The following is a 17,552-nucleotide window of genomic DNA, read 5'->3' as shown; positions in this document are numbered from 1 at the left end:
AGTCCTCCATTCATGCAAAAGCCCCGCCCGAAGGCGAGGCGGTATTCGCCACTTCCGCGGTTACAGGAAGACAAACTTGGCAATGAAAATCGCACACAACACCCACAGGCTCACGGAAATTTCCTTGTGCTTGCCGGTGCCGGCCTTGAGCGCCACGTAGGTGATAAAGCCCAGGGCGATACCGTCGGCGACCGAAAAGGTCAGCGGCATCATGATCATGGTGACAATCGCCGGAATGCTGTCGGTGGCGTCGTCCCACTCGGATTTGCGCCATGCCGCTCATCATCAGCATCGCCACGTAGATCAACGCACCCGCTGTGGCATACGCCGGAATCATGCCGGCCAGCGGCGCGAAAAACATCGCGGCGACAAACAAAACGCCCACGGTGACGGCGGTCAACCCGGTGCGCCCACCCGCGGCCACGCCTGCGGCGCTTTCCACATAACTGGTCACCGGTGGCACGCCGACCATGGCGCCGAACACGCTGGACGCACTGTCGGCCTTCAAGGCACGGGACAGGTTTTCGATCCGGCCGTCGGCGTTCACCAGGCCCGCGCGCTGGGCCACGCCCATCAAGGTGCCGGCGGTGTCGAACATGTGCACGAACAGGAACGCAAACACCACGCTGATCATGCTGACGTTGAACACGCCCATCACGTCCATGGCCATCCAGGTCGGCGCCAGGCTCGGCGGGCTGGCGACGATGCCTTGGTACTGCACCAGGCCCAGGCCCCAACCCGCCAGGGTCACGGCGATGATGCTGAGCAGGATCGCGCCGAACACGCGGTGATAGCTGAGGATCGCGATTAACAGAAAACAGATGGCCGCCAGCAGCGGCGCGGGCTCATGCAGCGGGCCCAGCTTGATCAGAGTGGCTGGGCTGTCGACGATGATGCCGGCGGTTTTCAGGCCGATCACCCCCAGGAACAAACCGACGCCCGCGCCCATGGCGTGGCGCAGGCTCACGGGAATGCTGTTGAGCAGCCATTCACGAATGCGCGACAGGGTCAGGATCATGAACAGCACCCCTGAGATAAACACCGCACCCAGTGCGGTCTCCCAGGTGTAGCCCATGGTGCCGACCACGGTGTAGGTAAAAAACGCATTCAGCCCCATCCCTGGTGCCAGGCCTACAGGCCAGTTGGCATACAGGCCCATCAACAGGCAGCCCAGCGCGGCGGCGATGCAGGTGGCGACAAAGGCCGCACCATGATCGATGCCGGCGTCGGCCATGATGTTGGGGTTGACGAAGATGATGTAGGCCATGGTGATGAAGGTGGTGAGGCCGGCGATCAGCTCGGTCTTCACTGTGGTGCCATGCAAGCGCAGTTTAAACAGGCGTTCCAGCCAGCCGCTGTGCGGTATGGCGTGGTCGAGCGTTGGGGCTTCGGATTTGCGGCTATCCACAGCGAGTACTCCTCAAGCATTTTATTGTTATGGCCAGCGCGCGGGCGCTGTGAGGTACTGGCGGGTTTGTTGACTAATAGGTCAGGAACTCGCACGAAGCGAATTATGCTTTTGTATACAAATAAAGCAAATAATGTTTTTGATTATGTACTCAGAATTGGATGAAAGGCTAATTCACCCACTCAGGGCCTGATTGACCGCCAACCATCCGGCCACCGCCTCTTCCCCGGTTTCACTGAACGCACGCTGCAACAGCTTTACCTGTTCACGGCGCAACGACTGCTCGAAACGCCGGCCTTCGTCGGTCAACTCCAGCAAGCGTTTGCGCTTGTCGGTCTCGGACGCAATGCTCTGCACCAGGTGCATTTCCTGCAATTGGCGCAGCGGCATGTTCAGCGCCTGCTTGCTCACGCCGAGTAATTCCAACAGCTCTTTGACGCTCAACGCCGGGTAGCGCGCGATAAAAAACACAATGCGCTGGTGCACCCGGCTCAGGCCGCGCCGCTCGAGCATTTCGTCAGCCTTGGCGGTAAAGGCCTGGTAGCCGAAGAAGAACGCTTCCATGGCGAGTTGCTGACTGGTCTGGTTTTTAAGGTCAAGCATATTGACGTATCCACTCAAGTCGTCGTAGTTTCGGTCAACCAGTTTGACGTATTTCCCACAGCCTCCGCCAGCGGTGACCTCCATGCCCTTCTCTGAACGTGTTACCCGCCTTAAAAGCTCCTTGATCCGTGAAATCCTCGCGGCAGCCCAGCGCCCGGAAGTGATGTCATTTGCCGCAGGCCTGCCGGCCGAAGCCATGTTGCCCGCGCTGAACTGGGACGACATGCCGCTGAACATCGGCCAATACGGCATGAGCGAAGGCGAGCCGCAGCTGCGCGAGTTGCTCGCCGCCCAAGCCCGCGCCCTGGGCGTGCCGTGCCAGGCCAGCCAGGTGCTGGTGGTCAGCGGTTCCCAGCAAACCCTGGACCTGGCGGCCAAGCTGTATATCGATAAAGGCACGCAGATCCTGCTGGAAGGCCCGACCTACCTGGCCGCATTGCAGATCTTCCAGCTGTTCGGCGCCGAATGCCTCACCGTGCCGCTGGAAGCCGACGGCCCGGACCTGGCCGCGTTGCGCGCCAATCTCGAACGCCATCATCCGGCCTTCATCTACCTGATCCCGACCTTCCAGAACCCGTCGGCCGTGCGCTACAGCGAAGCCAAGCGTGACGCCGTGGCGGCCCTGCTCGATGAGTTCGGCGTGACCCTGATCGAAGACGAACCCTACCGCGAACTGTCCTTCGACGGTGGCAGCGCGCGACCGATCGTCAGCCGCCTGCACAAGGCCAGCTGGATCTACACCGGCACCGTGTCCAAAACCCTGTTGCCCGGCTTGCGTGTCGGCTACCTGATCGCCAGCCCGGACCTGTTCCCGCACCTGCTCAAGCTCAAGCAATCGGCAGACCTGCATACCAACCGTGTGGGCCAGTGGCAGGCGATGCAGTGGGTCGGCAGCGAAAAATATCAGCAACACCTGCTGCAATTGCGCAGCTTTTACCGTGAGCGCCGCGATGCGTTCCAGACCGCGCTCGAGCATCACTTTGGCGATTTGGCCGACTGGCAGGTGCCTCAGGGCGGATTATTCTTCTGGCTGACCTTGAAACGGCCGCTGGACACCCGCACCTTATTGCCCCAAGCGTTGCAGCAGAATGTGGCGTTCATGCCCGGTGAACCGTTCTTCTCCGAGCCGGACCAGCACCTGGGCTCGTTGCGCCTCAATTTCAGCCATATCGACCCGGCCCGCCTGGATGAAGGCCTCAAGCGCCTGGCCAGCGTGATCCGTCAAGCACAGCACGCGCAAGCGGCATAAGGGGAGCCCCATGTACAAGGTTTATGGCGATTACCGTTCGGGCAACTGCTACAAGGTCAAGTTGATGCTGAACCTGTTGGGCATCCGGTACGAATGGGTGAATGTCGACATCCTCAACGGCGACACCCAGACCGCAGAGTTCCTGGCCAAGAACCCCAACGGCAAGATCCCGGTGCTGGAACTGGAAGACGGCACCTGCCTGTGGGAGTCCAACGCGATTCTCAACTTCCTCGCCGACGGCAGCGAATTTTTGCCGAGCGAGCCGCGCTTGCGCACGCAAGTGCTGCAATGGCAGTTCTTCGAGCAGTACAGCCACGAGCCGTACATTGCAGTGGCGCGGTTTATCCAGTTTTACCTGAACATGCCGGAGGATCGTCTTGAGGAATACAAGACGACCCACAAGGGCGGTTACAAAGCCCTGCGCGTGATGGAACGGCAACTGCAGGCCACGCCCTACCTGGTGGGCGAGCAGTATTCGATTGCCGACATCGCGTTGTATGCCTACACCCATGTGGCGCATGAAGGTGGTTTCGACCTGGCGCCTTACCCGGCTGTGCAGGCATGGTTGCAACGAGTGGCCAGCCACCCCAAGCATGTCTCGATGCTGGACTAAACACAGATTAAATGTGGGGTGGTTTGTCAGATAGTTCGTCGCTCAATAGGTCAAAACACTGCCGCGCCGCCGGGCTCAGCCCCATCCCGCTGCGACTGATCAGCCCGATCTCCCGGTTTACGCCGGGATGGTCGATGTTGATGCGCTTCAACCCCTCCAGGCTGTCCGCCGCCGATTCCGGCAGCACGCTGATCCCCAAGCCCTGGCGCACCAACGCCAGCACCGTCGACATGTAGTTGGCCTCCATGCCTGCGGTCATCGTCAGCCGCATCTGATCGAACAAGGCGTCCACCTGCTCGCGCACACTGCTGTCGCGCCCGGTCAGGATGATCGGCTGGTCCGCCAATTGCTCCAGCGTCAACCGGCGGTGACGGGCGAGGGGATGACCCAGCGGCACGAACGCACACAGCCGGTCATTCAGCACCGGTACAAAATCCAGCCCGTGGCTCAGCCGTGCGCGTACGCCGATGCCGAAGTCCACCAGGCCTTCACGCACCTGGGCATGGATGCGGTGCGCGACCAGGTCATGCAAGCGCACGTCGATCCCGGCAAAGCGTTCGCGAAACAGGCGCAAGGCCGGCGGCAGGGCTCCTGCGCACACCGAGGGCAGGGCGGCAATGCTGACCACGCCGCGGCGCAAGGCGGCGAGGTCGCGTGAGCCCGTGACGATGTTGTCCAGGTCCAGCAGCAGCTTTTCCATGGGGCCGCGCGCTTCCTGGCCGGCGGCGGTGATGCTCACATGGCGCGGGCTGCGATCGAGCAGGGCGACGCCGAGCCAGTCTTCCAACTGTTGCACTTGCACGGTGAGGGCCGAAGGTGACAGATGCAATTCGTTGGCAGCCTTGGTGAAGCTGCCCGTCCGCGCTACCGCGAGAAAGGCTTGTATGTGCTGGATAGAGTTCTTCATAGCGATCGCTTCATTTTGTTTTTCCGAACATGCCAGGCCGAATATTCCAATTTACAAAGACTAACCCGCTTCCAATACTCCTGGGAAAACAATAACCGGCCGCAAAGGCCGCTCTGGAGTAACCCATGCTCGCTACCCTGGGTGTCATCACCATCCTGTGCCTGCTCGCTGCCGTCATGAGCAAACGCCTCTCGCCATTGGTGGCCCTGATCGCCTTGCCGATCATCGCCGCGCTGCTCGGCGGGTTCGGCCTGCAAACCAGTGCCTTCATCATTACCGGGATCAAGAACGTCGCCCCGGTGGTGGGCATGTTTGTCTTTGCGATTCTGTTTTTCGGGATCATGACCGATGCCGGCATGCTCGACCCCATCATTGATCGCATCCTGCGCACGGTCGGCACGCGGCCCACGCGCATTGTGGTCGGCACCGCGACCCTGGCGCTGTTGGTACACCTGGACGGTTCCGGCGCGGTGACGTTCCTGGTGACGGTGCCGGCGATGCTGCCGCTGTACACGCGGCTGGGCATCGACAAGCGCATCCTCGCCTGTGTGTGCGCCATGGCCGCCGGGGTCAATTTCCTGCCTTGGACCGGGCCGGTGCTGCGCTCGTCGGCGGCGCTGCATGTGCCGGTCGCGGACCTGTTCCAGCCGCTGATCCCGGTGCAGATCGTCGGGCTTATCTTTGTTTTCGCCTGTGCCTGGTGGCTGGGCCACCGTGAAGAAAAACGCCTGGGCCTGGGGGCCGGTTCCAGCGTGGAGGCGGTGCCACAACGGGTGCTCAGCGACGACGACATCAAGCTGCGTCGTCCAGGGCTGTTTTGGCTCAACCTGATGCTCACCGTGCTGGTGATGGTGGTGATGATCGCCGGCTGGGTCGACCCGGTGGTGATGTTCATGCTCGGCACCGTGGTGGCGTTGTGCATCAACTACCCCAATGTCGACGCCCAGCGCGCACGTATCGACGCCCATGCCAAAACCGCGTTGACCATGGCCAGCATTCTGCTCGCCGCCGGCGTGTTCACCGGCATCATGCAAGGCACCGGCATGCTCAAGGCGATTGCCGAAGTGGCGGTGGCGCAGATTCCCGCCGGCCACGGCAAGCTGATCCCCGCAGTGGTGGGCTTTATGTCCATGCCGCTGAGCATGCTGTTTGACCCCGACTCCTATTATTTTGGCGTGATGCCGGTGATCGCCGAAGTGGGCAAAGCCCTGGGGGTCGACCCGTTGCAAGTGGCCCAGGCTTCGCTGTTGGGCGTGCATACCACCGGATTCCCGGTCAGCCCGCTGACCCCCGCGACCTTCCTGCTGGTGGGCCTGTGCAAGATCGAATTAGCCGATCACCAGCGCTTCACCATTCCATTTCTGTTCGCCGCGTCGGTGTTGATGACCCTGACGGCGCTGCTCCTGGGAGTGATTTAAATGAAAACCTTGCGCATCGGTTCCGGCGCCGGCTATTCCGGCGACCGTATCGAACCTGCCGTGGAACTGGCCGAACAGGGCGACCTGGATTACCTGGTGTTCGAATGCCTGGCCGAACGCACCATCGCCCTGGCGCAACAGGCGCGTATCAGCGACCCACAGGGCGGCTATGACCCGCTGCTGAGTGAGCGTATGCGGCGTGTTTTGCCGTGTGTAGGCGCGCAGGCCGGGCGCCGTCGCCTGCGGGTGATCACCAACATGGGCGCGGCCAACCCGGTGGCGGCGGCGATTGAAGTGCGGCGGATAGCCGGGGAGCTGGGCTTGAACCTCAAGGTCGTCGCCGTGGTGGGCGATGACGTGCTCAGCGTCTTGAACCCCGAGCAGTTGTTGGATAACGGCCAGACGGTTGGCGCGCTGGGTAAACGGCTGATTTCCGCGAATGCCTACCTGGGCGTCGACGGCATCCTAGAGGCCCTGCGCGCCGAGGCCGATGTGGTGATCACCGGGCGCGTGGCTGACCCTTCGCTGTTCCTGGCGCCGCAGATGTTTGAGTTCGGCTGGGCGGCGGACGATTGGCAACGGCTGGGGCGCGGCACGTTGGTGGGGCATTTGCTGGAATGTGCGGGGCAGGTCAGCGGCGGTTATTTTGCCGACCCTGGTTTCAAGGATGTTGACGACTTGGCGCGCCTGGGTTTCCCGCTGGCTGAAGTCGACGCCGAAGGTGAAGCTGTGATCACCAAGGTCGCAGGCTCCGGTGGACGGGTGAGCCGGGCAACCTGCATCGAGCAATTGATCTACGAAGTGCACGATCCGGCGGCGTACCTGACGCCCGATGTGACCGCCGACTTTTCCCAGGTGGGTTTTGTCGAGGATAGCCTTGATCGGGTACGTGCCCAAGGCGCGGCGGGGCGGGCACGGCCGGAGCAATTGAAGGTCAGCGTCGGTTATCTGGACGGTTGGATCGGTGAAGGGCAGATGTCCTACGGCGGCCCCGGCGCAGTCGCACGGGCGCAGTTGGCGCGGGATGTCGTACTCAAACGCCTGGAATTGATGGGTGTAAAGATGCACGACGTGCGCGCCGAGTTGATCGGTATGGACGCGCTGCACGGCCCGCGCAGCAGTGTCGAACCCTGGGAAGTGCGCCTGCGCATCGCCGCGCGTTGTGAGGAGCGCAGCGACGCGGTGCGCGTGGGCAACGAGGTGGAAACCCTCTACACCAACGGCCCGTCCGGCGGCGGCGGGGCCAGTAAAAGCCTACGGCAGGTGGTGGCGGTGGCGTCGCTGCTGCTGCCGCGTGGTGCGGTCAACCCGAGGATCGAAGCATGAAACTGCATAACCTGGCCCATTCCCGTACCGGGGACAAGGGCGATACCTCGAACATTTCGATCATTGCCTATCGCAAGGAAGACTACCCGTTACTGTGCGAGCAGCTCACGGCTGCGCGGGTGGCCGAGTTTTTTGCCGGGCTGCTGGAGCCGGGCGCGGCGCCGGTGCGACGCTATGAGTTGCCGAATGTGCAGGCGCTGAACTTCGTGTTGCCGGGGATATTGCGCGGCGGCGTGACCCGCTCGCTGGCGCTGGATGCTCATGGCAAGTGCCTGGGCTCGGCACTGTTGAGCATGGATCTGCCAATACCGAACTAATGTGGGAGGGATGCAAGCCCCCACATTAGATGGCACACGCCTCTCAGATGGCGGCGAAGCGTTTGTCCAGGTAGTCGATGATCACCTTGGAATCGTACATCCAGCTGGTCTGGCCATTTTCTTCGATACGCAGGCACGGCACCTTGATCTTGCCGCCTTGCTCCAGCAGGGTCTGGCGGTCCTGTTCGTTGTTCTTCGCGTCCTTGAGCGCCACCGGCACATTCAGGCGGTGCAGGGTACGGCGGGTCTTCACGCAGAACGGGCAGGCGTGGAATTGATACAGGGTCAAGCCCTTGGCGGCATCGTTGACCTGCGCCTGTTGCTCGGCGGTGCGCTGCTTTTTGCGCGGGCGGGTCAGGAAGTCGCCCACGATGATGATTTGGCCGAGACCGACTCGAAGTGCTTTGACGAACATGGCTGAAAGCCTCTTGCCCATGAAGAAGGGGTCGCAGCTTACCTGAATTTTGCGGGCGAAAAAAAACCGGCGATGAACGCCGGTTGCTTTCTACGCAGCCTTTACTTGATCAGGCTGAGGAATTCGCTGCGGGTGGCCGCGTTTTCGCGGAACTCACCCAGCATCACCGAGGTGATCATCGACGAATTCTGCTTCTCCACACCGCGCATCATCATGCACATGTGCTTGGCCTCGATCACTACCGCCACGCCCAGGGCGCCGGTCACTTGCAGTACCGCATCGGCGATCTGGCGGCTGAGGTTTTCCTGGATCTGCAGGCGACGCGCATACATGTCGACAATCCGCGCGACCTTCGACAGGCCCAGCACTTTGCCGCTCGGGATATACGCGACGTGAGCCTTGCCGATAAACGGCAGCAGGTGATGTTCGCACAGCGAGTACAGCTCGATGTCCTTGACCAGCACCATTTCGCTGTTATCGGAGCTGAACAAGGCACCGTTGGTGACTTCTTCGAGCGTCTGCTCATAACCGCGGCAGAGATACTGCATCGCCTTGGCGGCACGCTTTGGCGTGTCGAGCAGGCCCTCGCGGGAGACGTCCTCGCCGAGTTGGCCGAGGATCTCTGTGTAATTGTGTTCCAGGGACATGAAACTACCTGTGGGATTTTCGCAAAGCGCAAGGTTACGGTGGTGGACACATCGCTGCAAGCCTGACGATGGCACTTGTTACTCGTCCCGCCCTTCCATCATCGTGCGCTTGAGCATCACATACACCGCGCCCGCGCCGCCGTGACGGGCCTGGCAGGAGGTAAAGCCGAGTACCTGGGCATGCTGGCGCAGCCAGGTATTGACGTGGCTCTTGATCATCGGCCGCTTGCCGTCCAGTCGCACGGCCTTGCCGTGGGTGACGCGCACGCAGCGGATTTCGAATTTGGTGGCTTCGGCGAGGAAGGCCCACAGGGTTTCCCGGGCTTTTTCCACGGTCATGCCGTGCAGGTCCAGGCTGCCTTCGAATGGGATCTGGCCAGCCTTGAGCTTGCGCATCTGGTTTTCCTGCACGCCGTCGCGGGCCCACATCAGCTCGTCTTCGGGCCCGACATCGATCACGAACTGATCCGACAGGCCATCCACGGTGGTGGCGTGGGTACGCACGGTCGCGGCCTGGCGCAGCGTGGCGATCTGCGCGCGGTCAGCTTTGGGTTTACCGGTGTCGGCGCGGTCGTGCTTGATAGGCTTGACGCCGCGCAGCTCGTTTTTGAACAGGGAAAAATCGTCGTCTTGCATGTCAGCCTCCGCGAAGGGCGGGCAGTTTACCTAATCGCGGCGGCCAGGGCGCAGGAAACGCTATCCAAGCGCCACTAGTCGTGCTTTTTCATCAGGTGCGAAGCGATGTTAAGCGACAGTGGCTGGCGCATTTTGCGCCGGCTGCGGCGCCACAACCACACGCCCAGCCACAGCACCAGTAGGCCGATCCCCGCCAGGAGGGCCGAACCGCCAGGGCTGGCATTCAGTTCGCCAAGGGCCGGTGAATGCCCCAACAAACCGGCGCCACCTGCGCCGGCCAGCAACAGACCAACAATCGCCAGCAGCGCCGCGATGCACGCCAACAGGCGCAGACGCCAATTGCTCGGGCCCTTGGGGCGCAAGCGACGAGCGTCAAAACCATCGGATATCTTCATTCCGACCTTTCCTCCAGGGTATCGGCCCTTCGACCGGAAGATACACAGGTTGTTCCTGTACCGAAGGTAAATGCGCCAAATGAGGAGGCTTTGCGGATGAGCGGGCCGTACCCGGCACCGCTCATCGAGGGGCAGTCAGATCAGATCCTTGGTCAGCGCGAGGGTGGCGAAGTTGTCCGCCATGATCGCCATTTCAGTCTGCTGCACGTGCTCGGCGCTCAGGATGCCGCCTTTATAGGGCAGGTCGCGGGTGGCGCAGGCGTCTTCCACCAGCGTGCAGCGAAAACCCAGGTTCTTGGCGGCGCGCACCGTGGTGCTGACGCTGGAGTGGCTCATGAAACCGCACACGATCAGGTCCAGGGAGCCGAGGTCCTGCAGGTGTTTTTCCAGGCCAGTGCCGTGGAAGGCGCTCGGCAGCAACTTGCCGATGATGGTTTCGTCGCCTTCGGGCTCAAGGCCGGGAATGAATTCCCCGCGCTCGCCTTGCGGGTCAAACAGGCCGCCGACGGTGCCCAGGTGGCGCACATGCACGATCGGGCGCCCGGCGTTGCGTGCCGCGTCAACCAATTGTTTGATGTTGCCGACGGCGGCGTCCATGCCCGAAAGGGCGAGCGGGCCGCTGAGGTATTCCTTCTGGGCGTCGATGATCACGAGGGTCGCATGGTTGAGGTTGGCTGCTGCATAACCGCGACCGCTGAGTTGAAACATCGTCTTTGGAACGGACATTCTGGGGGCTCCTGTGAGGGGGGCTTTTGCGACATTGTCCACTGGCTGAGCGGTTCTGTGAATCGCTACTATCGTAAGGTACGCCGTTGCTGGCGTGCAGCCTTGTCAAGTAGGCGGCTTGTTTATCGCAATAGTGGCAAATTGGATGAAATCCGACATACGGTGCCGAGGGTTTCGTACATCGTCGGTACAGGCGAAGGCTGTTAGAATCGCCAGTCGTTTTTTCAGGAGTCTGCCCCCGTGATCACTTCCCGCCTGCGCACCTTGCGCGACCATATCCGTTGGGCTGTCAGCCGTTTCCATGGGGAAGACCTGTTTTTTGGACACGGTACCGACAATGCCTGGGACGAAGCCCGGCAATTGGTGCTCGGCGCCGTGCATTTGCCGTGGGAAATTGCCGACAGCTACCTGGACTGCAACCTGGAAGAAGAGGAAATCTCTCACGTTCAGCGCTTGCTGCATCGCCGTATCCACGAGCGCGTGCCCACCGCCTACCTGCTGGGTGAGGCCTGGTTCTGCGGCATGTCGTTTATCGTCGACAAGCGGGTGCTGATCCCGCGCTCTCCCATTGGAGAGTTGATCGAAAACCGCTTCGAACCCTGGCTGGCGCAGCCGCCGGCCCGCATTCTCGATTTGTGTACCGGCTCCGGCTGCATCGGCATTGCCTGCGCCTACGAGTTCCCGGACGCCGAAGTGGTGCTGGGCGACTTGTCCTTCGAAGCCTTGGAAGTGGCTAACCAGAACATTGAGCGCCATGGCGCCGACGAGCGCGTGTACACCGTGCAGGGCGATGGCTTCGACGGCCTGCCGGGCCAGCGCTTTGACCTGATTGTGTCGAACCCGCCGTATGTGGATGCCGAAGACTTCGCCGACATGCCCGACGAATACCAGCACGAGCCGGAACTGGGCCTGGCCTGTGGTGACGACGGCTTGAACCTGGTGCGACGGATGCTCGCCGAAGCGGCGGACCACCTGACCGAGAAAGGTTTGCTGATTGTCGAAGTGGGCAACAGCCAAGTGCACGTCGAGGCGCTGTACCCGGAAGTGGACTTTGCCTGGCTGGAGTTCCAGCGCGGTGGGCACGGCGTGTTTATGCTCACTGCCGAGCAGTGCCGCCAGCACCAGGCGGTGTTTGCGGCGCGTATCTAACTGTAAACAGAGCCAATGTGAGAGGGGCTTGCTCCCGATAGCGGTCTGTCAGTCACTGCATTGAGTGACTGACACCCCCCTCATGCATGTTTGATTGCATGCCGGTCCATTACCGGTGCGTGGCAATCCAGATCAGCAACCCCGCCTGAAACACCGTAAATGCCACCAAACAGGTGATGGTAAACCGTAGCCCGCTGTCCTCACGCTTGAACTTGGTGACCTTTTCTTCCTCCTTGCGCAGCTTCACTTCCTGCTCCAGCAGGTTGTGCTCGGCCTGTTGCAACATCTGCGCGGCTTCGAGGATCTCCACGAACTGCACTTTCTCGGTGTTCCAGCTGTCCAGCACGTCGCTGACCTTGCCGGGCTGCACGTTGCCTTTCAAATGCTGCACATCGGCGTAGGCCACATCAAAGCCCTGGATACGCAGGAAGTGATCGCGACGCAGGCGCGTGGCTTCGTTGAGCGCGTCTTTGTTGGACAGGTCGACACCGTCGACGCGGTAATGCGACCACTTCTTTTTCGCCCACGCCGCCGCTTGGGCCACGAGGAAACGGCCGATGCCGCGGTTGGCCGGTTCGATTTCCAGGCTGTTGCCCGGGCCGAAGTGCACGCGATGGGTATCGTGGTCGACCCAGATATCCAGATGGTTCTGCTCGCGGCGCACACGTTGCCCCGGAAGTTGGATGACCATGCGCAACAGGCTGTGGTGTTTGTCATGGCGCTCGGCATAGCCGAACTGCACGAACCGCAACGGCCGCGCACCGGTGGCACGGTCCGTGGCCAGTGGGGCCAGGCGCAGCATCTTGAAATGCTCGGCCTGAACGTCTGCCCACGGCAGCGACGCCATGTCGACGGCCGCGTTTTTTTCAGCCGTGGTGTCGGCGGTCGGTTCGGGTGTTGCTTCTGTGGTAGTCATGCGACGCGATCCTGTCCAAGCCTTGCGAGCCGACAGTCTTTTGACTGCCGACTGTGGGCTTATCGGCCGCTTTTCCCAAGACTGGAGGCCAATTGCCGCTTAATTGGGTTGAAGTTCATCGATAAAGCGCACCACCCGTTCACCCAGTTCGGCGGCGAGGGGCAGCTTCGGGTCGTTATAGGAGGCCAGTTGTTGCTTCACCTCGTTGGGCACGATGCGCATCACATGATTCATGCCTTCAATCACCGTCAACTGCGCGTCCGGCTTGGCCCGTTTCAGTTGCTGGGCATCGCCGACGCCTACCTGGATATCATGCGTGCCCTGGATGATCAGCGCAGGCATGCGCAGTTTGGCAAAGGCCGCGCGAGGGTCGGCGCGAAACAGGCTGATCAGGTAAGGCTGGACGCTGGGCCGGAAAATGCCTTCCAGCGGGCCGGGCACGTCGGTATCCACTTGGCCGGCCTTCAGGTGATCAAGGATTTCATTACTGCGCAGCAGCAGGGCTGGGGGCAGGTGATCGGCCAGTTGCTGGCGGATCACCTGGTCTACCGGGCGCGCGCTGCCGGACAGCGAGATGACGCCCGCCGGGTCTAATTGCGGCGCAGCCAGGGCTGCCACCAGCGCACCTTCACTATGGCCCAGCACAATCAACGGGCCCATGCGTTTGTCGGTCTTGAGCAATTGGCCCCAGGCCACCGCATCGGCGACGTAGGCATCAAGGGTCAGGTTGCGTTCATCCGGGGTGGCGGCGAGGCTGGCGGCCACGCCGCGCTTGTCATAGCGCACGCTGGCGATGTTATGCCGGGCCAGTACCCAGGCCAGGCGCTTGAGGCTGTCGTTGCGCGCGCCGTCGGCGCTGTTGCCGTTGCGGTCGGTGGGGCCGGAACCGGCGATGATCAGCACCACCGGCACCGGCTTGTCGGACTGTGGCAACAGCAGTGAGCCGAACAGCTCGCCGCTGCCGGTGTCCAGGCTGATAGGGCGTTGCAGTACGACGGGGGAGGCGGCGTGGGCCACGGCGGTAAACAAGGTCAGGGTAAGAAGCAGGACTCGAAGCATCATCGCGCCATCATGAGGAGGTGCCGGTTGGACCAACGTCCACCGGTAAGGTTTCGAGGATGAACTAGTCGGTTAGCCTGCGTATACTGGCCGCCTTAAGTTATTACGGTTGACTCGATTCAACTGATTTCACGGAGCGCCCCGCATGTCCGGCAATACCTTCGGCAAGCTGTTCACTGTCACCACCGCGGGCGAAAGCCATGGCCCGGCGTTGGTCGCCATTGTCGACGGCTGCCCGCCCGGCCTCGAGCTGTCTCTGGAAGACCTGCAGCGTGATCTCGACCGCCGCAAGCCCGGCACCAGCCGCCACACCACCCAGCGCCAGGAGCCCGACGAAGTCGAGATCCTCTCCGGCGTGTTCGAAGGCCGCACCACCGGCTGCGCCATCGGCCTCTTGATCCGCAACACGGATCAGAAGTCCAAGGATTATTCCGCGATCAAGGACCTGTTCCGGCCAGCCCACGCCGACTATACCTACCACCACAAATACGGCGAACGCGACTACCGTGGCGGCGGCCGCAGCTCGGCGCGTGAAACCGCCATGCGCGTGGCCGCCGGCGCCATCGCCAAGAAATACCTCGCCACCCAGGGCATCGTGATCCGTGGCTACATGAGCCAGCTGGGCCCGATTGAAATCCCGTTCAAGACCTGGGACAGCGTTGACGACAACGCTTTTTTCAGCCCGGACCCGGACAAAGTGCCGGAACTGGAAGCCTACATGGACCAGCTGCGCCGCGATCAGGACTCCGTTGGCGCCAAGATCACCGTGGTCGCTGAAGGGGTGAAGCCTGGCCTGGGCGAACCGATCTTCGACCGTCTCGACGCTGAGCTGGCCCATGCATTGATGAGCATCAACGCGGTCAAGGGCGTGGAAATCGGCGCGGGTTTCGCCTGCGTCTCCCAACGCGGCACCGAGCATCGCGATGAGCTGACCCCGCAAGGTTTCCTCAGCAATAATGCCGGCGGCATCCTCGGCGGTATTTCTTCCGGCCAGCCGATTGTGGCGCACCTGGCGCTCAAGGCCACGTCGAGCATCACCACTGCGGGCCGTTCGATCGATGTGCACGGCAATCCGGTGGACGTCATCACCAAGGGCCGCCACGACCCGTGCGTGGGCATCCGCGCCACGCCGATTGCCGAAGCGATGATGGCTATCGTGTTGATGGACCACCTGCTGCGCAACCGCGGGCAGAACGCCGATGTGCGCGTCAGTACCCCGGTGCTCGGCCAGCTGTGACGGGCTGGTTGTGACAGCCCTTCCTTATTGGCGCCTCTCCAGTTTCTACCTGTTCTATTTCGCCCTGCTGGGGGCGACGGCGCCATTCCTGGCGCTGTATTTCGATCACCTGGGGTTCTCCAGCGCGCGCATCGGCGAGCTGGTGGCCATTCCCATGTTGATGCGCTGCGTGGCGCCTAACCTGTGGGGCTGGCTGGGCGATTACACCGGCCGGCGCCTGGCCATCGTGCGGTTTGGCGCGGTGTGCACCCTGGTGAGTTTTTCGCTGATTTTCGTCAGCCAAACCTACGCCTGGCTGGCGCTGGTGATGGCCCTGCATGCGTTCTTCTGGCATGCGGTGCTGCCGCAGTTTGAAGTGATCACCCTGGCTCACCTGCAAAAACAAACCTCGCGCTATAGCCAGATCCGCCTGTGGGGCTCCATCGGTTTCATCCTTGCGGTGGTGATCATGGGCCGCCTGTTCGACCGGTTGAGCCTGGATATCTACCCGGTCGTGATCGTGGTGATCATGGCCGGCATCGTCGGCGCCAGCCTGTGGGTGCCGAACGCGCAGCCCGTCACCCACGGCAGTCGAGTCGCAGGCGACGGGTTCCTCAAGCAACTGCGCAGCCCTGGGGTATTGGCGTTTTACGCTTGCGTGGCGTTGATGCAAATGAGCCATGGCCCGTATTACACCTTCCTCACCCTGCATCTGGAACACCTGGGCTACAGCCGTGGCGTGATCGGCATGCTGTGGGCGCTGGGGGTGGTGGCCGAAGTGCTGATGTTCCTGGGCATGAGCCGTATCCTCACACGCTTTTCGGTACGCCGGGTGCTGCTGGCCAGCTTCCTGTTGGCGGCGTTGCGCTGGCTGCTGCTGGGGTCGTTTGCCGAGTTCTTCTGGGTGCTGTTGCTGGCGCAGGTGATGCATGCCGCGACTTTCGGCAGCTTCCATGCGGCGGCGATCGCCTTTGTGCAACGCAGTTTCGACGCTAAACAACAAGGCCAGGGCCAGGCGCTGTACGCCGCCCTGGCCGGCACCGGCGGCGCATTGGGCGCATTGTATTGCGGCTATAGCTGGAACCTGCTGGGGCCGACCTTCACCTTTAGTATTGCGAGCATCGCCGCCCTGGCCGCGGCCGTTATCATTGGCCTTCGATTGCACGAGCAGAACCAAGGAACCCTTCAATGAGTTATGTCGCCGTCTACCCCGTTGCTACACCGGATACCCCGAACAAGGTATTGACCCATTTCGACGACATCGCCGCCATCCTGGCCGAACACGGCGTACGGTTCGAGCGCTGGCAGCCCAGTCCGATCGAGAAGGGGGCCAGCGATGCGGCAATGATCTCGGCGTACCAGATGCAGATCGACCGCCTCGGCTACGCTCAGGTGCAAGTGCTCAGCATCACCAGCGACCACCCGCACAAAGCCGAGCTGCGCGAGCAGGCTCGCAAGGAGCGCCGCGGCGAGAAAGATGAGGTGCGTTTTTTCATCGCAGGCCTTGGTCTGTTTTGCCTGCACATCGGCGACTACGTGTATGCCGTGCGCTGTGAGAAAAACGACCTGCTGATGATTCCGGCGGGTATGGCGCATTGGTTTGACATGGGCGAGAACCCGCACTTCGTGGCCTTGCGGTTATTCCACGCGGGCGGTGAGCCGGAGTTGACCGGTGACTCAATTGCCAGTCGCTTCCCGGGTCTGGACGACTGAGCCCCCAGCCATTGGAATGTTCAACCCCAGTGGGTTTGAAACTGCTGTGGGAAGACGCCTAAATATATGTAGGGCAGCGCTGTTTATCACGAGCCCTGCGCACTGGCTCCATTCATTGTGTAACTCTCTGCGGCCTCAACGTTTATATATCGCCTGTCAACAGGAGGAATCCGAGGGGTGATTAAGGCATCAGCCAAATAAAAAGGAGAGAACGTGATGAATGGCCCAGAGGAGTTGTGTTCGCCGCCGTATTTCGTACCCACTGCCGTCAGGAGGCGGCTTGGCTTGTCCGGCAAGCCCCTGACCCCGGCGGAGTTGGAGATTCTGCGCTGGGCTTCGGAAGGCAAGACCGTCTGGGAGATCAGCCAGATCCGTGCCACGTCCGAGGCCACGGTTAAATTTCACCTGCGCAATATCTACGGCAAATTGCAAGTGACCAACCGCGTGCAGGCCATGAATGAAGCGGCCCGCCAAGGCCTATGGTAGGCCCATGAAAAAAAGGCCGGGACGCTCAACGGCGTCCCGGCCTTTTTTTTCGGGGTGTGGCGTTAAGCCGAATGGTAGGTCGGCAGAGCAAAGCGGTTCTGGCTTTGCAACATCGAAATTTGCGGCAGTTCGCTGGCTTGTTCAGCCAAATCACGGCGAATGGCGCTGATCACCCACGTCAGTTGATCGGCGGTGTGCAATTGCTGGTAAGAAATCGACCGCTTGACCTGTTTGCCTTCACTGTTACGCAGGGTCAACAGGATGCCGCCGTCTGGACGTGGTTGGGTGGTGACGTCGTAGTTGGAGAATACTGAAGCGAATTTATCTTGGATCAGGCTCATGTCTATCAGCTC

General features: G+C 61.6%; 20 protein-coding genes and 1 pseudogene. 10 read left to right on the top strand and 11 right to left on the bottom strand.

Going from position 1 to position 17,552, the window contains the following annotated elements; all coding sequences use genetic code 11:
• Positions 1-60 precede the first annotated feature (60 nt).
• Together AB4O25_RS10075 and AB4O25_RS10070 are read right to left on the bottom strand one after the other, a co-directional pair.
• Positions 61-1,408: pseudogene (locus AB4O25_RS10075) on the bottom strand (NCS2 family permease).
• Positions 1,409-1,582: 174 nt separating this feature from the next.
• Positions 1,583-2,011, bottom strand: coding sequence for a MarR family winged helix-turn-helix transcriptional regulator (locus tag AB4O25_RS10070; protein ID WP_026067248.1), 429 nt, complete (start codon positions 2,009-2,011; stop codon positions 1,583-1,585).
• A gap of 82 nt (positions 2,012-2,093) precedes the next feature.
• Between AB4O25_RS10070 and AB4O25_RS10065 the strand changes: the two genes are divergently transcribed.
• Positions 2,094-3,260: an aminotransferase-like domain-containing protein gene (locus AB4O25_RS10065; protein ID WP_068937084.1), complete on the top strand. Its 1,167-nt coding sequence runs from the start codon at positions 2,094-2,096 to the stop codon at positions 3,258-3,260.
• Positions 3,261-3,270: 10 nt separating this feature from the next.
• Complete coding sequence (locus tag AB4O25_RS10060) at positions 3,271-3,873, top strand: glutathione S-transferase family protein (protein WP_217855267.1); 603 nt, start codon at positions 3,271-3,273, stop codon at positions 3,871-3,873.
• 7 nt (positions 3,874-3,880) lie between these two features.
• On the opposite strand, the gene AB4O25_RS10055 is transcribed toward AB4O25_RS10060, so the two are convergent.
• On the bottom strand, positions 3,881-4,780 hold the full coding sequence (locus AB4O25_RS10055) for a LysR family transcriptional regulator (RefSeq protein ID WP_017527693.1): 900 nt from the start codon (positions 4,778-4,780) through the stop codon (positions 3,881-3,883).
• Between the two features lie 125 nt (positions 4,781-4,905).
• Between AB4O25_RS10055 and AB4O25_RS10050 the strand changes: the two genes are divergently transcribed.
• From AB4O25_RS10050 to AB4O25_RS10040, 3 genes are read left to right on the top strand one after another with little or no spacing between them, the layout of a single operon-like run.
• A complete protein-coding gene (locus AB4O25_RS10050; protein WP_017527694.1) occupies positions 4,906-6,198 on the top strand; it encodes a CitMHS family transporter in 1,293 nt (430 codons plus the stop codon).
• The gene (locus AB4O25_RS10045) at positions 6,199-7,524 is read left to right on the top strand and encodes an acyclic terpene utilization AtuA family protein (RefSeq protein ID WP_460150831.1); all 1,326 of its coding nucleotides are present in this window, start codon (positions 6,199-6,201) and stop codon (positions 7,522-7,524) included.
• On the top strand, positions 7,521-7,841 hold the full coding sequence (locus AB4O25_RS10040) for an AtuA-related protein (protein WP_017527696.1): 321 nt from the start codon (positions 7,521-7,523) through the stop codon (positions 7,839-7,841). Before AB4O25_RS10045 ends, AB4O25_RS10040 begins: the two co-directional genes overlap by 4 nt.
• A 43-nt stretch (positions 7,842-7,884) precedes the next feature.
• Here the strand turns inward: AB4O25_RS10040 and AB4O25_RS10035 are convergent, their stop codons facing one another.
• The 5 genes from AB4O25_RS10035 to AB4O25_RS10015 form a co-directional block, all read right to left on the bottom strand.
• Complete coding sequence (locus AB4O25_RS10035) at positions 7,885-8,256, bottom strand: glutathione S-transferase N-terminal domain-containing protein (RefSeq protein ID WP_068937085.1); 372 nt, start codon at positions 8,254-8,256, stop codon at positions 7,885-7,887.
• Positions 8,257-8,357: 101 nt separating this feature from the next.
• Positions 8,358-8,903: a GTP cyclohydrolase I FolE gene (gene folE, locus AB4O25_RS10030; RefSeq protein ID WP_017527698.1), complete on the bottom strand. Its 546-nt coding sequence runs from the start codon at positions 8,901-8,903 to the stop codon at positions 8,358-8,360.
• A gap of 78 nt (positions 8,904-8,981) precedes the next feature.
• Positions 8,982-9,539 (bottom strand): Smr/MutS family protein, encoded by a 558-nt coding sequence (locus tag AB4O25_RS10025; protein ID WP_460150830.1) that lies wholly within the window; start codon positions 9,537-9,539, stop codon positions 8,982-8,984.
• A gap of 74 nt (positions 9,540-9,613) precedes the next feature.
• Positions 9,614-9,934: a hypothetical protein gene (locus tag AB4O25_RS10020; RefSeq protein ID WP_017527700.1), complete on the bottom strand. Its 321-nt coding sequence runs from the start codon at positions 9,932-9,934 to the stop codon at positions 9,614-9,616.
• A 135-nt stretch (positions 9,935-10,069) separates the two neighbouring features.
• Complete coding sequence (locus AB4O25_RS10015; protein ID WP_017527701.1) at positions 10,070-10,660, bottom strand: cysteine hydrolase family protein; 591 nt, start codon at positions 10,658-10,660, stop codon at positions 10,070-10,072.
• Positions 10,661-10,900: 240 nt separating this feature from the next.
• Between AB4O25_RS10015 and prmB the strand changes: the two genes are divergently transcribed.
• Complete coding sequence (gene prmB, locus AB4O25_RS10010) at positions 10,901-11,809, top strand: 50S ribosomal protein L3 N(5)-glutamine methyltransferase (protein WP_065876493.1); 909 nt, start codon at positions 10,901-10,903, stop codon at positions 11,807-11,809.
• Positions 11,810-11,918: 109 nt separating this feature from the next.
• Here the strand turns inward: prmB and AB4O25_RS10005 are convergent, their stop codons facing one another.
• Together AB4O25_RS10005 and AB4O25_RS10000 are read right to left on the bottom strand one after the other, a co-directional pair.
• Positions 11,919-12,725 carry a hypothetical protein gene (locus AB4O25_RS10005; RefSeq protein ID WP_017527703.1) on the bottom strand — a complete coding sequence of 269 codons (807 nt, stop codon included), beginning with the start codon at positions 12,723-12,725 and terminating at the stop codon, positions 11,919-11,921.
• 99 nt (positions 12,726-12,824) lie between these two features.
• Positions 12,825-13,787 (bottom strand): alpha/beta hydrolase, encoded by a 963-nt coding sequence (locus AB4O25_RS10000; RefSeq protein WP_017527704.1) that lies wholly within the window; start codon positions 13,785-13,787, stop codon positions 12,825-12,827.
• 142 nt (positions 13,788-13,929) lie between these two features.
• Between AB4O25_RS10000 and aroC the strand changes: the two genes are divergently transcribed.
• From aroC to AB4O25_RS09980, 4 genes are all read left to right on the top strand, one after another.
• Complete coding sequence (gene aroC / locus AB4O25_RS09995; protein ID WP_017527705.1) at positions 13,930-15,021, top strand: chorismate synthase; 1,092 nt, start codon at positions 13,930-13,932, stop codon at positions 15,019-15,021.
• Positions 14,984-16,192, top strand: a complete 1,209-nt coding sequence (locus AB4O25_RS09990) for an MFS transporter (RefSeq protein WP_050553993.1) — start codon at positions 14,984-14,986, stop codon at positions 16,190-16,192. The genes aroC and AB4O25_RS09990 overlap by 38 nt, the downstream gene beginning before the upstream one ends.
• Positions 16,189-16,713 (top strand): acireductone dioxygenase, encoded by a 525-nt coding sequence (locus AB4O25_RS09985; protein ID WP_017527707.1) that lies wholly within the window; start codon positions 16,189-16,191, stop codon positions 16,711-16,713. The genes AB4O25_RS09990 and AB4O25_RS09985 overlap by 4 nt, the downstream gene beginning before the upstream one ends.
• A gap of 216 nt (positions 16,714-16,929) precedes the next feature.
• A complete protein-coding gene (locus AB4O25_RS09980) occupies positions 16,930-17,199 on the top strand; it encodes a response regulator transcription factor (RefSeq protein WP_026067249.1) in 270 nt (89 codons plus the stop codon).
• A 62-nt stretch (positions 17,200-17,261) separates the two neighbouring features.
• On the opposite strand, the gene AB4O25_RS09975 is transcribed toward AB4O25_RS09980, so the two are convergent.
• Positions 17,262-17,540 carry a DUF3509 domain-containing protein gene (locus tag AB4O25_RS09975; RefSeq protein ID WP_003172952.1) on the bottom strand — a complete coding sequence of 93 codons (279 nt, stop codon included), beginning with the start codon at positions 17,538-17,540 and terminating at the stop codon, positions 17,262-17,264.
• Positions 17,541-17,552 lie beyond the last annotated feature (12 nt).

The organism is Pseudomonas sp. S3_A03 (assembly GCF_054668275.1).
The sequence above is the reverse complement of the archived record's forward strand: the minus strand, read 5'-3'. Positions and strand labels throughout refer to the sequence as shown.